Source organism: Methanosarcina mangrovi (assembly GCF_052057765.1).
GTDB lineage: Archaea > Halobacteriota > Methanosarcinia > Methanosarcinales > Methanosarcinaceae > Methanosarcina.
Map to the genome: position 1 here is coordinate 507277 of NZ_CP195120.1, position 15043 is coordinate 522319.

General features: G+C 45.4%; 13 protein-coding genes and 3 tRNA genes. 2 read left to right on the plus strand and 14 right to left on the minus strand.

Features of this window, described 5'->3' with window-relative positions:
- Positions 1-69: 69 nt before the first annotated feature.
- Genes nifK through nifH form a run of 5 tightly spaced genes read right to left on the minus strand, consistent with a single transcriptional unit; the run spans position 70 to position 4628 of the window.
- Complete coding sequence (gene nifK, locus ACSAZL_RS02450) at positions 70-1440, minus strand: nitrogenase molybdenum-iron protein subunit beta (RefSeq protein WP_440947169.1); 1371 nt, start codon at positions 1438-1440, stop codon at positions 70-72.
- A gap of 27 nt (positions 1441-1467) precedes the next feature.
- Entirely contained in the window at positions 1468-3054 is a 1587-nt protein-coding gene (nifD, locus tag ACSAZL_RS02455; protein WP_440947170.1) for a nitrogenase molybdenum-iron protein alpha chain, read from the minus strand.
- Positions 3055-3056: 2 nt separating this feature from the next.
- Positions 3057-3434, minus strand: a complete 378-nt coding sequence (locus ACSAZL_RS02460; protein WP_440947171.1) for a P-II family nitrogen regulator — start codon at positions 3432-3434, stop codon at positions 3057-3059.
- 26 nt (positions 3435-3460) lie between these two features.
- Entirely contained in the window at positions 3461-3778 is a 318-nt protein-coding gene (locus tag ACSAZL_RS02465; RefSeq protein WP_440947172.1) for a P-II family nitrogen regulator, read from the minus strand.
- A 28-nt stretch (positions 3779-3806) separates the two neighbouring features.
- Positions 3807-4628 (minus strand): nitrogenase iron protein, encoded by an 822-nt coding sequence (gene nifH, locus ACSAZL_RS02470; RefSeq protein WP_440947173.1) that lies wholly within the window; start codon positions 4626-4628, stop codon positions 3807-3809.
- A 488-nt stretch (positions 4629-5116) separates the two neighbouring features.
- Between nifH and ACSAZL_RS02475 the strand changes: the two genes are divergently transcribed.
- Entirely contained in the window at positions 5117-6307 is a 1191-nt protein-coding gene (locus ACSAZL_RS02475) for a geranylgeranyl reductase family protein (protein ID WP_440947174.1), read from the plus strand.
- A 100-nt stretch (positions 6308-6407) separates the two neighbouring features.
- Here ACSAZL_RS02475 and ACSAZL_RS02480 read toward each other — a convergent pair whose 3' ends face one another.
- The 8 genes from ACSAZL_RS02480 to ACSAZL_RS02515 all read right to left on the minus strand — a co-directional run bounded on the left by ACSAZL_RS02480 (position 6408) and on the right by ACSAZL_RS02515 (position 12240).
- Entirely contained in the window at positions 6408-6806 is a 399-nt protein-coding gene (locus ACSAZL_RS02480) for a tetratricopeptide repeat protein (RefSeq protein WP_440947175.1), read from the minus strand.
- 381 nt (positions 6807-7187) lie between these two features.
- Positions 7188-7511 carry a tetratricopeptide repeat protein gene (locus ACSAZL_RS02485; protein WP_440947176.1) on the minus strand — a complete coding sequence of 108 codons (324 nt, stop codon included), beginning with the start codon at positions 7509-7511 and terminating at the stop codon, positions 7188-7190.
- A 366-nt stretch (positions 7512-7877) separates the two neighbouring features.
- Positions 7878-8792 (minus strand): hypothetical protein, encoded by a 915-nt coding sequence (locus ACSAZL_RS02490; RefSeq protein WP_440947177.1) that lies wholly within the window; start codon positions 8790-8792, stop codon positions 7878-7880.
- Positions 8793-8970: 178 nt separating this feature from the next.
- Positions 8971-10404: a pyruvate kinase gene (pyk, locus tag ACSAZL_RS02495; RefSeq protein ID WP_440948763.1), complete on the minus strand. Its 1434-nt coding sequence runs from the start codon at positions 10402-10404 to the stop codon at positions 8971-8973.
- Between the two features lie 111 nt (positions 10405-10515).
- Positions 10516-11439 (minus strand): aldolase, encoded by a 924-nt coding sequence (locus ACSAZL_RS02500; RefSeq protein ID WP_440947178.1) that lies wholly within the window; start codon positions 11437-11439, stop codon positions 10516-10518.
- Between the two features lie 381 nt (positions 11440-11820).
- Positions 11821-11893: transfer RNA gene (locus ACSAZL_RS02505), tRNA-Asn, on the minus strand.
- Positions 11894-11984: 91 nt separating this feature from the next.
- Positions 11985-12059, minus strand: a tRNA-Ile gene (locus ACSAZL_RS02510).
- Positions 12060-12167: 108 nt separating this feature from the next.
- A tRNA-Asn gene (locus ACSAZL_RS02515) sits at positions 12168-12240 on the minus strand.
- Between the two features lie 896 nt (positions 12241-13136).
- On the opposite strand from ACSAZL_RS02515, the gene ACSAZL_RS02520 reads away from it, so the two are divergent.
- Positions 13137-13373 (plus strand): hypothetical protein, encoded by a 237-nt coding sequence (locus tag ACSAZL_RS02520; RefSeq protein ID WP_440947179.1) that lies wholly within the window; start codon positions 13137-13139, stop codon positions 13371-13373.
- A 248-nt stretch (positions 13374-13621) separates the two neighbouring features.
- On the opposite strand, the gene cobT is transcribed toward ACSAZL_RS02520, so the two are convergent.
- Positions 13622-14671: a nicotinate mononucleotide-dependent phosphoribosyltransferase CobT gene (gene cobT / locus ACSAZL_RS02525; protein WP_440947180.1), complete on the minus strand. Its 1050-nt coding sequence runs from the start codon at positions 14669-14671 to the stop codon at positions 13622-13624.
- Positions 14672-15043 lie beyond the last annotated feature (372 nt).

The window sequence follows — 15043 nt, forward strand, 5'->3', positions numbered from 1 at the left end:
TTTAACTTATCAGTCTGCTATCATCTCTGAGATAAGTTCGTATCAATATCTTTATATCCTGGCGACTCTTTACTGAATGGTCTCAAGCAGCCAGTCTGGTGCATCTCTGTCTTTCCTGTCGAGCAGGGTGTTTCCTATGCGCTCCACCAGTCGTGCAGCTCCGGCGTACCCCATGATTGGGAAGTAGTGCAGGTTTGCCCGGTCCATGATCGGGAAGCCTACTCTGACCAGGGGCACATCCTCTGCCCTTGATATGAATTTCCCATATGTGTTGCCGATTAGGAGGTCCACGGGCTTTCGCTTTATGATCTGGTGGAGCATGAAGAGGTCCCCTCCCGAAATGATATCGGCGTCCGGGTACTCGGAACCTATGAGTCCTTCGATTTCTTTTTCAAATTCAGAGTTCTGCGTGCCGGTGAGCACCACACTCGGTTCCATGCCCATTTCCAGCACAAGGCTCGTGAGGCCTGAAAGTATGTCAGGGTCACCGTAAATGGCTACCTTCTTTCCGTGGTAGTGAGGGTGGGCGTCAGTCATCATGTCAACAAGCCTTCCCCTCTCGTCTTCAAGTTCGGGGGGAATAGCCACGTTGGCTAATTTTGCTGCATTCATGATGAAACGGTCAGTGTTTCTGATCCCTATGGGGGTGGGCCCTATTTTTGCCGGAACCTTAAACTTGCTTTCCAGGATTTTTGCTGCAGAGCCTCCTGCCATCCTGCAGAGAGCAATCGTCCCGAGGGAGTTTGCTGAGTCTTCGATGTCTCCTATGGGGGTACCACCCTTGGGGTAGAAGGCATGTTCTTTTGTCAGGGGTGCATCAAAGACGTCCGTGGTGTCCGGGAAGACAATACTGGAAATTCCCATTATCGAGAGTATGCGTTTTATTTCCCTGATATCTGCAGGTTCTACAAAGCCGGGGATGATGTTAAGTTTCCCGTTTGGCTTGCTTTTGCTGGCAAAGGTGGTTACGAAAGACTTTACCATGTTGTCATAGCCGGTTATGTGGGTACCGACATAACTTGGAGTGGAAGCTGCACAGATTTTGATGGACGGGTCAATAAGCTCTTCAGCACTCACATCTTCTAAGATGACTCCAACATCGTCTCCAATGGTTTCTGCTACACAGGTGGTGTGAATGGCGATTACTTCAGGCTGGTATACAGTTGTAAGGTTGACCAGAGCTTCCTTCAGGTTTGCAGCTCCTCCGAAAACGGCTGTCCCTTCGGAAAAACTGCTGGTAGTTGCCAGTGCAGCCTCCCTGTAATGCCTGCTCAGGCACATACGCAGGTAGGAAAGGCAGCCCTGGGACCCGTGGCTGTGGGGCATGCAGTTGTGCACGCCGAGAGCCGCATAAACGGCTCCTATTGGTTGACAGATTTTTGCAGGGTTGATGGTAACGGCTGAACGTTCCACTTCTTCACATGGGGTATAATCAAGCATTTTTTACACCTCTTTATTTTTTGTTTTTTACTCCGTTTCTTCGCCCTTCCACGGTGGGTTTATGAACCTCCAGGTGGGGCTGTGAATAGCCATGTCAATATCCCGTGCGAAATTCAGGACTCCGGAAAAGCCGGTGTAACGTCCGCTGTAATCATAGGAGTGTATCTGCCTTGAGGGGACTCCTAATTTCTGAGCCCAGTACTTGTCCTTAATCCCGGAACAGAAGACATCGGGTTTGAGGGTTTTTACGAGGAATTCGGTCTCGTGATGGTTAAGGTCGTCAACGACAATGGTCCCATCCTTCATTTCGGGGAAAAGTCCCTCGTAGTCCATGAGCCCGATTTTCTCTTTCAGTTCTGCAATTCGTTCAGCGCTAATGGAAGATTTGACGTTTTCTTCTCTTTCGTAGTGTACGTCCTCAAGAATGGACCCAAGGGCTTTTTCCTTTATTTGTGGAATGATCTGTCTACCTTCATAGTCGTCTCTGTGGGCGAACTGGTAGCCTGCAACAACAACCTTCATGCCGAGCTCTTCAAAGAGGTTTATATAGTGGTGACTTCTGGAGCCTCCGGCATAGATAAAAGCGGTTTTTCCCTGGAGTTTTTTCCTGTATCTTTCGATTTCATCCGCATATTTTGCTTTTTCTTCAGCAATGGTTTCCTCGGTTTTCCGGGTAAGTTCCGGGTCGTTAAAGAACTCTGCCATTTTCCGCAGGGATTTTTCAGTTCCTTTCGTGCCGATGTAATTTACCTTCAGCCAGGGGACTCCGTATTTTTCTTCCATCATCCGGTTAGTGTAGTTGATAGAACGATGGCAGAGCAGGATACTGAGTTTTGCCTGATGGGCTTGTGAGATCTTGTGGAATGATCCGTCTCCGGTTAAACTTGAGATAATTCTGTATCCTATTTTTTCGAGGATTGGTTTGATTTCCCAGAGGTCCCCTCCTATATTGTACTCTCCGAAGATGTTTATGTCAAAGGGAGTGGGGTCCTTGATATCCTCGGTCCCTATCAGGTGTTCCATCAGGGAGTTGCTTGCAATGTGGTGGCCTGCCGACTGGCTGACTCCCCTGTACCCTTCGCAGCGGGCGGGGATTACCTTGATCCCGTGCTCTTCTTCAGCTTCTCTTGCAACAGATTCGATATCATCTCCGATAAGCCCCACAGGGCAGGTTGCACAGATGGTAATAGCTCCCGGATTGAAAATTTTTACAACCTCATCAATGGCTTTTTTGAGCTTTTTCTCTCCTCCAAAGACGATATCGGTTTCTTTCATATCCGTGCATACGGAGTAATTCATATAGTTGTCTTCGCCTTCTTCTGCCCTGGCAAGGTTTCGCCTGGTGCCCCAGGTGAAATAAGCACAGCCTATGGGGCCGTGGACCAGGTGGACCATATCCTTTATAGGCCCGAAGACCACACCCTTGGTACCTGCAAAGGCACAGCCGCGGTTTGTGAGGATTCCGGGAATTACTTTATCGTCGGCTTCAATGTGCTGTTCGGCGGAACAGTCCCTGACAACTATGTGTTTTCTTCTGTCCCTGGCAGCTTTTTCCGGGAGCACTTTCAAAATGTTGTCAACAATCAGCTGTTTGTCTTCAATTTCTGCTCCCATTCTTACATCAACTCCTTATTAACGGTAGCTTCTCCGCGTTCTCCGGTCCTTATGCGGATTGCTTCAGTAATGTTTGACACGAAAATCTTTCCATCACCCGGATTTCCGGTCTGGTTAACTTCTATGATTTTCTGAACCACTTCGCTTACGTTTTCATCATCCACAACGACGGTGAGCATGCGTTTTGGAATGAAGCGAATGCAGGTCTCTGCCTCCTTTTCCGGGTCCGGAAGAGGCGGGTTAAATTCAAAGCAGAGCCCTTTTTGTTTCCCGCGGCCCATGACCCTTCTTACGGTAAAAGAAGGAAAGCCACATCCAAGCAGGGCATCCTTGGTTTTCTGGACCTTGTTCATCCTGATTATTGCCGTGATTTCTTTCATGGGGATTTCCCTCCGAAAAGCCGGTTTTAAAGCCCGGCTTTTCCCGTCCTTATGGTGTATGCTTCTTCCACGGGGTTTACGAAGATCCTTCCGTCCCCATACTTCCCGGTCCTTGCAGCTTCCATTATGGTCTTAATAACTTTTTCCTTGTGTTCGTCTTCGACTACCATCAGAAGCATGGTTTTCTGCAATTCGTCATAGTGGATATCTGCAATGTGAATCCCTTTTTGCTTACCTCTTCCGAAGACTTCCATTTTTGTAAGGGAAATACAGCCTTCTTTTTCCAGGCTCTCGACAACCCTTGATTCCATTCCCGGTCTTATGACTGCTCTTATCATTTGCATCGTTTTCATCTCCTCTGGGTCTCAACAGTTACAGTTCAACAATTCCGAATTCTACCATCATGGCTTCTAACTCTTCCATCGGGAGTGGGGTTGGAACTACGAGGTTGTTGTTGTTCTGGACATTTTCTGCAAGGGTGAGGTATTCCTTTGCCTGGTCGGATTCGGGGTCAAAGTCGATTACGGTCTTTCTGTTGATTTCTGCCCTCTGGACGATGTTGTCTCTGGGCACGAAGTGGATTAACTGGCTTCCCAGTTTCTTTGCGAATGCTTCAAGGAGTTCACGTTCTCCATCTACTTTTCTACTGTTACAGATGATGCCTCCGAGACGGGCTCCACCTTTGGCGAATTTGGCAAGACCTTTGCAGATGTTGTTTGCTGCGTATATGGCCATCAGTTCTCCACTGGCCACGATGTAGATTTCCTTGGCTTTTCCTTCGCGGATAGGCATGGCAAAACCACCGCATACGACGTCACCAAGCACGTCGTAGAATACATAGTCAAGATCGTCAGTGTAAGCTCCCAGGTTCTCGAGCAGTCCAATGGAGGTAATGATGCCTCGGCCTGCACATCCTACACCAGGTTCGGGACCTCCGGATTCCACACATTTGATACCGCCAAAGCCTGGCTGTAGAACAGTATCAAGGTCGATTCCTTCGTCACCTTCGCTTCTAAGAGTGTCAAGTACGGTCTTCTGGTTCAGGCCGCCGAGCAGCATTCTGGTGGAGTCTGCTTTCGGGTCGCACCCTACAAGAAGAATATTGTTTCCCATAGTCGAAAGGGCTGCAGTAAGATTCTGCGTAGTAGTGGATTTTCCAATGCCGCCCTTTCCATAGATTGCTATTTGTCTCATTTTTTCCTTGCTCCTTTATTTGCTTTGTATCGGCTACCGGAAGCCGGTAACCGTTGTACTATCTTATTCTATTTATAGTTTATTGTTGACTTAAGATACTTATTTGTTGACTTTTTGCTTGCCTTTCAAAAATAATTAGTTTACAATTCTTCTGAATTGCCGCGTTAAATCTGGATCCGGGAGTTCTTTTGAACTTCCAAAAATCCCCTGTTTTTACTTCCCTGTTTCTTCTTTTTGTCTTCATAGGAAGCCGGTAACCGTTGTACTATGTGGTTATATATAAACATTTCTACCATCTCGATCTTTTTCTTATTCCTGATATCCTGGCAAACAGAATTTTGAATCTTCATTTTGAGGGCTCCAATCCCTTGTTGTGGGAGCCAAACTACCCGAGCATCTCTATTCGTTTTTTGGCTTCAGGAAAGGATTAATAAACAATTCCTAAGTAAACTGCAGAGGCTAAAAATAAACAACAGTGAGACCTTTTCATGATTTCAAAAGCCTCTTACGATGTCATCGTTGTGGGCGCGGGCCCTGCAGGTTCCACCGCTGCCCTGCATGCCTCAAGGAATGGGGCCTCTGTCCTGCTTCTTGATAAGAAAAGAGAAATTGGAAACCCCATCCAGTGTGCCGGTTTTCTTCCGGATGCCTCGGAAGTCCGGGCTCTGCTGCCCGAGGCCAGCCTGCCGGAGACGCTGAAAAACTATCCTGACTCCTGTGTTCTGCAGCATATCAAAACCCAGCGGATCATCCCCCCAAACGGCAGTGTAAAAGAGTTTGCAGTCCGGGGTACGGTCCTCGATCGCCGCCGCTATGACCAGTTCCTGGCTGAGCAGGCTGCTGCGGCAGGGGCTGAACTGATGGTAAAGACCCGTGTGACAAAGGTGGAGGGGACAACTGTCAAAACTTCAGGGGTTTTCGGGAAACACACCCTGAAAGCAAAAGCGATTATTGGAGCTGACGGTCCTAATTCTCTGGTCGCAAAATCAAAATGTCTTGCCATGAAATCCGAATCAAAGGAAACCTCTGTTGCCATCGAGTACCAGGTCAGGAATGTTGATATCGACCCGGAAGCCCTTGAGATGTATTTCGGAAAAGATTATGTCCCTGGTGGTTATGCGTGGATTTTCCCGGAAGGTAAAGGAAGGGCAAATGTAGGAATAGGAATCCGAAGCGAAATGGCTGAAAAAGGGGTTTCTGCAAAAGAGTACCTTCACCGTTTTATGAGAGATCACCCTCTTGCCGCCCCGAAGCTGAAAAATGCTGTCATAATGAATGTCGTAGCAGGCATTATTCCCGTAAACGGAGCCCCTGCAAATACTGCAACAGCAGACTCTCTTATCGTAGGGGACGCCGCCGGACATATTATCGCAACGAATGGAGGGGGTATTCCTCCCGCAATGATTGCAGGAAAAATTGCGGGAGAAACTGCAGCAGAATTTGCCGCAGGGAAATGCAAACTCGAAACTTATGACCTGCGCTGGAGAGCTCAGTTCGGTTCAGCTCTCGAAACCTCCGTACAGGCGAGACAGATAATGGACGGGATCATGAAATCTGATGCTCTCATAAACGCAGCTTTCAAGTTTATTTCTCCCGAACAGATGAAAGTCATGCAGTGCGGGAAACTTCCCGGACCCGTAAAACTCGGGCTTCAGGCTCTGAGCCGCGGAAAAAAATAAATTATGGTTTCAATTTGTGATTTCAAATCATAATGTCAAATTATGGTTTCTAATTGCGGCATCGGGAGCCGGGCAATACCTGCCCGTGCCAATCTCATTTTTAACTTTCTATCCCTTCAACTTTCGTTTTTTCTTCTTTCTCCTCATATGTCTGCGATGGGCCTTCTTTCTCCTCTTCAGCCGGGCTTTCTGCTGCCCTGATCTTTCTTAATTCAGTTTCAGCATCTTCTTTATTGTACCTTGCCTCAGGATAGCCAGGTCTTATTTCAAGTGCTTTGTCAAAAGAGGCAATGGCTTCTTCATACTGCTTAAGAACCACAAATTCAAGCCCTCTGAGGTTCCAGGCTCCTGCAAAATCAGGCTTCAAGGCCAGAACCTTATCGAAGTATTCAATCTTCTTTTCAGGGTCAGTTTCACCAACAGCAAGTCCGTACCATTCTTCCACGGTCTTTCCTTCGAGTTTCTTTTTGAACAGTTTGTCCAGAAATCCCAATAGCATCACTTCCCATTGAATATATGCGGGGTCGGTAGAAATAACTGGTGATGCTTATTTTTTCCCTTTTTTTAAAAAACAGATTCAATCCTGCTGAAAAGGGAGTTTTCCCTTTCTATTCGTTGTGGAAAATCCGGGCAGGCCAGGGCTTGATTTCCTGTCACTATCCGTTTTTACGCTAATCCGGCCCTGCCGCCGTCTCCGGGACAGGAAAGGTATGAGTAAGATCGGTGCTGTCTGGCAGGGTTTACGGATAAATGTTTATTTCCTCCGCGAGTGAGTTTGGAGGGAGGTGATTTTTTTGGGTCATCCTGTACCGCTTCCGCACGGAGGTTGATTTTTTCTGGGTTTCGTTTCTTTCTTCAAAGTTCTGGATTTCAGGCTTTTTTATGTTTCTGGTCTTAATTTGGCTTCTTTCATCTTTTTCTCCAGATTTCTCCTGTTATACTTTGCTTCCTTATACTTTGGGCAGATTGAAAGAGCCTTGTTGTAGCATTCCATGGCTTTCTCATAATCTCCCTTCTCGGCATAGGCATTTCCGAGTACGGTCCAGCCACCTACGAAACTCGGTTTTAACTCTACTGTGTTTCTGAAATACTCTACCTTTTTCTCAGGGTCTTTTTCCATTGTCCCGAGTTCAAACCAGTCATGGGAGTTCTTACCGTCTATCTTTTTCAGGAAAATCCTTTCGAATGAACTGGAAAGTACCAAAGCCTCACCTCATTTTTTCACTATTATTTAATTAGTTCTCTTTCTATATTTATTCAACCTATCTGGTTTTTTATTCTTCCTGTATAAGGCTTCTTATATTTTTTCAAACCGGATTCTCCTGATTTTTTAAGCTCTCTGCAGAATAAAAACCTGTAGATTCCGGAAAGATTCCCAAAGAAGCTGTCAGAGAAAAGATTCCCAAAAAAAGCTATCAAAGGACAGATTCCTGAAATAGCTTTCAGAGAATGGCTTTCAGAGAATGACTTTCAGAGAATGGCTTTCAGAGAATAGCTTTCAGGAATATCTTCCAGAGAAAGAAAGTAAAAAATTGAAATCAAAAAAAGTTTTAAATGAAAGTGTACCTGCTTATATTGAAAGCAGGGTACTTTCATTGTAAAGGCTTTCAAAGTCTGAGCTTATTTCCAGTTTTGTGATGTTACCCAGGGTAGTTACGTTGTATGCCACTCCACGTTCGCTTGAGTTTGCCTGGTAAACTGCGATCTTTTCATTTACTTCGGGTTCAGGGTTAAGGTAAATGGTCGTCTGCACGTAACTTCCGTCATCCAGCTTTTTGAGGTCCTTGTAATACTGTTCTGCAGGAATATCCGTGGAATTTGTTTTCGTGACCACTTCCTGGTAGATGCTTCCTTCCGGATCCGCCCGGCTCAATATCTGGTCGTATTCCGAACTTGAAGTTGAATTTCCTTCAAGGACGCCGATGACGTTTGCCACATTCTGGATGGGGCCTATGATTGAGGGGCTTCCGACAACGTTCCAGATGTTGTAAGTGCCGTTTGTCCGGTCGAGGATACTGTACCCTTCATATGGCATTGCCTGTGTGCCCAGGGGAATGTTAATCTTCTGCTCAGGAATCTGATGCAGCTCAAAACCGCTTTCATCGGCATAACTTGCACCGTATCTCTTCGTAACGTCAGCCCCGTAAGAGAAGGAAACATTCATGGTTTGACCGTTTCCGAAGACAGATTCCAGAGGGGTTCCTTCGGTTCTTTGAAGATCGACATACTTCGCATTCGTTACCCCTGCGGGTGACATTTCCAATCCGTCGATAATGGAGTTAAAATCATGCTGGACATGTTTGCCCTGGATCTGAGAAAACGGGACTGTCACAAAATTTTCTCCGGTCTCCGAAGCAGGGACATCATTATCATTATTATTACCTATGGCCGTGAAATATATCATAAAAGCTGAGAGAAACATTGTTAAGGCCAGGAAGATAGCCAGATACTTCTGGTTTTTTGTTGCAGGATCCTTTCGTTTCATAAATGAAACCTCATAACATAAGGTAAATTATTCTGAATGTAAAAAACACACATGGTATCTAAATCTATTGTCATAAAAAAGTTTTCGCATCCGGTTTCTAAAAAAAGAAAAAATTTATGGGGAAAATTGGGAATTTTTAGGTTTTAACTTCTTTTTGATGGCTTCTGCCTATCTCAGTTCAGTCGAGAGTCAGGATTTTGAGCATGTTTGTACCTCCGGGTTTTCCGGAAGCAGGGCCCTGGGTGAAAACTACAAGCTCTCCGCTTTTTGCAAATCCCAGTTCCTTTGCCTTTTCCGTGGTCTCCGTTTCCCAGTTTTCAAAGGCTTCTTTTACTATTATCGGATAAACCCCGTAGGATAGGGCAAGAGAGCTACAGGTTTTCGGAAAACGGGTGAACGCCAGGATCCAGGGTTCAGGCTTAAAGCGGGAAAGCCTGCGCGGGGTTGCTCCACTCCGGGTTGGGGTGAGCACAGCGGTTACAGGAAGCTTTTGCAAGGCTTCATGCACCTGGAGGGCGATTACCTCATCCACTGACATTTCCTGCGCCGTAATTCCCTTGAGCATTGTGTCAAGCCCCCATTTCGTCCGGGAGCGCCAGTTTTCGGTGGTTTTTGCAATTTTTGCCATCATTTCCACAGTTTCCACAGGATAGTTTCCAACTGCGGTTTCTTCCGAGAGCATGACTGCGTCCGTCCCGTCAAGGATGGCATTGGCAACATCCGTAGCCTCAGCCCTTGTAGGCCTGATGTTGTCGGTCATGGAGGCCAGCATGTGGGTTGCAGTGATTACGGGGATACTCAGGAGTTTTGCACTCCGGATGAGTTCTTTCTGGACTGAAGGTACTTCCTGAATAGGAATCTCGACTCCGAGGTCTCCCCTGGCAACCATCAGGGCATCGGTTTCCTCAAGAATTTCTTCAATATTCTGGACTGCCTGGCTCCGTTCGATTTTTGAGACAACATATACGGGCTTTCCCATGGTCGAAGCAAAATTCCGGACTTTGCGGATATCCTCGGCTTTTTCCACAAAAGAGATACTGACCGCGTCAACTTCTTCGTTCAGGGCAAACTCAAGGATTTTGAAATCGTGTTCCGTTACCGGGTCCAGGTAAATCTTCGCTCCGGGCAGGTTCAGCCCTTTATGGGAGTAAAGCTGTCCCCCTACCATAACTTCGCAGACCACATCTTTTCCCAAGATTTCCAGACAGAGGAGCTGGATAAATCCGTCACTCAGGTAGATAAGGCTTCCCGGGGATACGCTTTCAGGGAGCTGTTTGTAGCTGACCGGGATACGGTCCTCGCTTCCGGAAGTCTCGTCAGTGGTAAGGGTTACTCGGTTCCCTTTATAGAGCATAAGCGGCTCTTTTTTGAGTTTGCCTACGCGAATCTTCGGGCCTGGAAGGTCGGCAAGGATAGCAACTATCCTGTCAAGTTCTTCTGCAACCTTTCGGACCCGCTGGATAACTTTTCCGTGGCTTTCGAAGTCCCCGTGGGAAAAGTTAATCCTTGCCACGTTCATGCCCGCAAGCACCAGTTCCCTGAGGACTTCCTCGGAAGAAGAAGCAGGGCCTATGGTGCAGACGATCTTTGTTTTATGGTCAGGGATTTGCATATTTTCACGGCCGTTTATATTCACGTTGATATTCACTGCCGTTTTTGGAATTGTTAGTCTTGATTGTTATTTTTAGCAGTATCGGAACTTACGCTGCTTATTGCTGTCTGCTTACTCGCTCCTGTAAATCTTCAGGGCTTCTTCAACGCTTGCGTCTTCCACGGTTATGGCGTAGACTGCGTTACACATGCGGACAGCTTCGTCCAGGGATTTCTGGTGGATGTTTCTTCCGGTTGCATTCCCATGAGCCCCGGAAATGTGGATCTGGTCGTGAAGCTTTTTAAGGAAAGCTTCGGCTTCGTCACTTGAACCGCCAGCGCAAACAACTTTTGTGCGGCCGGCTGCTTTGATGGCTTCCTTGAAAATCTCGGCGGATTTTGCCCCTTCCTTTTTCGGGTAATTGACCTTTACAAAGTCAGTCCCGAGACAGGCTCCTACTCCTGTTGCCCCTGCGATCAGGTGCGGGTCCTTTTCGTCTTTTACGGCAGCTCCGCGAGGGTAGATCCAGAGTACTGAGACCATCCCATGCTGGTGGGCATCATAAACTACCTGGGCAGCCTGCACGAGCATCTCGGCTTCAAACTCGCTTCCAAGATAGATCGTGTACCCGACCCCAAGGATATTGAGCCCGCTGTTTTCTTTAAACTCGGCTACCTGGTCAACATCGTACCAGAGGTTGCTAAACGGGTCAGCCTGGGAAGTTTCCACAAGGTTGGTCTTGGAGTTCACCTTTACAAGATAAGGGATATCTCCGTAGTCCATACCATAGCGAGCAATCAGCCCGAGCTGGATTGCAAAAACTCCTATTTTTGACCGGGCTGCAATCCTGAAAAGGTGCTCCGGGTCAGCATCGTCTTCAGGGACTCCTTCTCCAAAAAAGTCATCATTCAGGTGCTCTACTTTCTGGTCTCCGGCAAAAAGCATGAGCCTTCCGGTGCCCTTTGTAATTTCCATGTAGTTTTTCACGTATGTCTCACGCATTGCTTTCGGGACGTCTAAAGGTACGATTACGCCTTCTTTGTTAATTGAAACCATGTGTATAAACCTCAGTCTGATTGAGTAACAGTCAATTGGATAGTAAGTGGTACCAGATGATTTGGTTGAAAGGTAGGTAGTAATAATAGAAATGATTTATCTAGTTATTCTTTTCACTATGTTTAATAATTTTTTCAGTTGTTCTGCTGGTACATTGTATCAGGGCCTCCCTGCTCCAAACTTCCTGATGCTTTCCATCCCTACCTGTTGTTTAAAAAGTATTCTATTCAGAATTATTAAGCGTTTCGGAGATTTAAAAACCGGGTCAATTACAGGCTTTAGTTAATAAAAATGAGTCAAACATAAAAATTTCCGGTTACGAAATGAAAAACCGAAATAATGCGTTAAAATGTAAAAATCAAGACAAAAAAAGATTTTTTACGCCGCTTGCAGGGCTCGAACCTACGACATTCTGGTTAACAGCCAGACACTCTACCAACTGAGTTAAAGCGGCTATCGGGTTGGAACGGTATTCTATTTCGGTTTTTTCCTTAGAACCTTCTTATAAAAGAGATTCTCTGGATATAAATTTTATGGGTATTTTATGGGCCTGACCGGATTTGAACCGGTGACCGCTCGGTTATGAGCCGAGCGCTCTAACCTGACTGAGCTACAGGCCCTTCCTGTCCACATAGCGCTTCAGTAATTTAGTAAGGCTTTGATTATAAACTTTTTGCATGTGTTTCTGTCTTCTAGAAAAAGCTCTATAGATGTATGCAAAAGTTTTACGCCGCTTGCAGGGCTCGAACCTACGACATTCTGGTTAACAGCCAGACACTCTACCAACTGAGTTAAAGCGGCTCATGCGCTCGGGGTGTTATTTATTGCCCACCTGTCGCGAACACTCCTAAAGCGATAATCTTATTTATATATTTCGCTTGAACCTCTTCTCACAAACTGTAGCTGGGGAGGACTTCTAAGAAATTTGCCCCGGGTTAGTAAACTCCATTCAACACAATTTTATTTTACCAATGCTTTTATTTAATTTCCTTTCAATTAATTTTTCGTTCATTTGTTATCTTCGTTTTATACCTTTGAGGTCAATGTTCATTTAATTTCTATCTTTGTTTTATAGCTTTGAATTTAACATTCATTCAACTAATGGCTTTATATGATTCATATTTTCTTTTTTCTATATCTTCCGGTTACCTTTTTATACCATATTACCGGCTTCCTTTTTCCTTTCCTTTCTTTATAAATACTTATTTGCAAGATAAACCTTATATCCTATTACAGGTAATATAATGACTAGCTTTTTACAGCTTTAGGTAGCGAAGTCGGATAGGATTTGTTTTAAGCAGTATAAATCCAGTTTAGCTTAAAACTCCCTTAGTTAAAGGCCTTTCCGGGGGATTTCCAACCAGTATAAAGCCTTTTCCGGCTTTATATAAAATTTTAGTATCAGGGGTTTAGGTTCAGTTGCTCTCTCTGTACTGTTGGGTATCTTTTCAGGTTCTTTCTGAAATTTAAGACACTCTTCGGTGCCGGTCGCGCTTCTGACTGCTTGACAACCCAGTTTAAAAAATGGAGAATAAGGGGGCTTATTCACGAAACATCTAAAAGTATGTCCAAAATGTAACGGTGAGCTTAAAATGAGTGCAGATGGTGGAAGACAGTACTGTCCGATTTGCAAGTACTGGACAATAACAGGCACTGCAAGGCTCGACTCAATCATGATATATGACTGAGGAGTCTGCATGGTAAATTTTGATGTCCCTACGTTTTGCATTGAATGCAATTCCCGGCTGAAACGCCAGGTTATAGGTTCAAATGTTTTCTACTACTGCAGGAGTTGCGGGCGCACGAGTTCTGAGGTATGTCTCTCTGGGGGGAGTGGCATGCATCATTCACAGAAGTCGTTTGCCCAAAGAGCGTCTTCTGTAACAGAACTGGAGGTTTCTGAAAACGCTCAGAATGCTATGGTAGAGAGCTAATCTGAAAAAAAGTTTTTTTCACGGAGAAGTTAGAAGACCCAAAATTTAGTTTTTTGAAAATGAGCCTGAAAAGGCTCTTAATTACTTTACTTTTTTAATAGCTGTAATGATTTCATCCCTGAAGATGTGCAATTTTTTATGCTTCATTTCAAAGGTTCATAGCTTCTTTTTCTCTATTGGGGGTTAAGTGAAGAGAAAGAAAATGTAAAAAAGATAGGTTGAATTTTGCTGAAAAACCGTTTCCTCCTTCACTGCCCGGCTTTGAGCAATTTGCATACGTTTTCCACTTCGAACCGGAATTCGTCCTGGGTAACTCCGAAAAGGCCTGCAAGATACATAGCCCCCCCGGCACCTGCACCTTCCTTGATTGTACCTGTTTCGTATCTGTGAAGCCCTTTTAAGGTCGATTTCCCAAAACCAGGGTCAGCAACGTAGACTACCGGTACTTCCAGGGTTTTTGTGAGCTCGACAAAATGTGCGGATTTATCCTCTACTACGTAGCGGGTTGTTGCAATTGCGAGCCTTTCGGTGTTAAAGCCCAGGTGTTTGATAACGGCATAGACTGCTGCCATCTGAGTTCCGCCGGCAAGGACAACATTGACCTCCGTGCCCTGAAAACCTGCAACAAGGCCGACTACCGCAGGCATCATGGGGTCTCCCATGCAGGCAACGGCTTTCATTGGTTCGTCTTTCAGGCTGCCAAAGGTCAGGCCTGAGGCTTTCATGCCTTCTTCAACGACCTGCTTTTTGAGCTCGAGTGGGTTTTCATCAGCGCTACTGCTGACGTTTCCGTTATACCCGAGTGCATTTAAAACTCCCATCGCTGTTGTTGTGCCTCCGGGGATGCTCTCCCCGATAATTACATGGTCTATCTGGCTTCTGAGCCTCTTGGCAAGAAACTTTGCCCGCTCGTAGATGCCCTGTACGTCCCGAACTGCAATAGGCTCCCGTATGTCTTCCCCTGGCTTTGCTTTCAGGTCAATGCAGGGGACTTCTGGAGTCACTATTAGGCCGGAATTGATAAAATGATAGGGGACATCCGTAAGTTTCAACGCCGAACGGGTCATTATTGCAGGGGTGGGAGTGTCATAGGGAGGGGTCATGGGAAGCACTGGTACGCTGATAATATTTCCTGTTTCCATAAGTTCCGCATCCCCTGCCGGCGTATAATCCGTAAGCTCAGCCGTTTTCCCTGCTGCCGAGAGCTTCGGGATGTGTGCGGTTTTGGTATTGGAAAGCACGCATAAAAACATCGGTTTTTTAGGCTTTTTCGTTACTTCCGGTTCAATCCAGGCCATATTATATCTCCCTCTATGAAATCGTAGATAAGTATGTAGACAAATAATTCTTGTAGATAATTCTCAAATTTAGATGATTTTCAAGCTTAAACAATTCTTAAACTCATTCTTTCGGGATTGGGTTTTGCATAAATCTGTCAGTTTCGTACACGGTATTGGGGGTGAATTGGTATAAATCTACTCGAAGTCTAGTGAAGAATTCTTTTACTTAGTATTTAATATTTATCTGCAATCAATTATAATTTGATTCTACTCAAATTAACTTTACTTTATTTTACTCTAATTTCGAGGTCTGTAAGTTTGTCGCTGTTAACTTCTTAATAAAGATCAATTGATTAATGGCATAAGTTCCCTTCAATGTAGAAATATGGT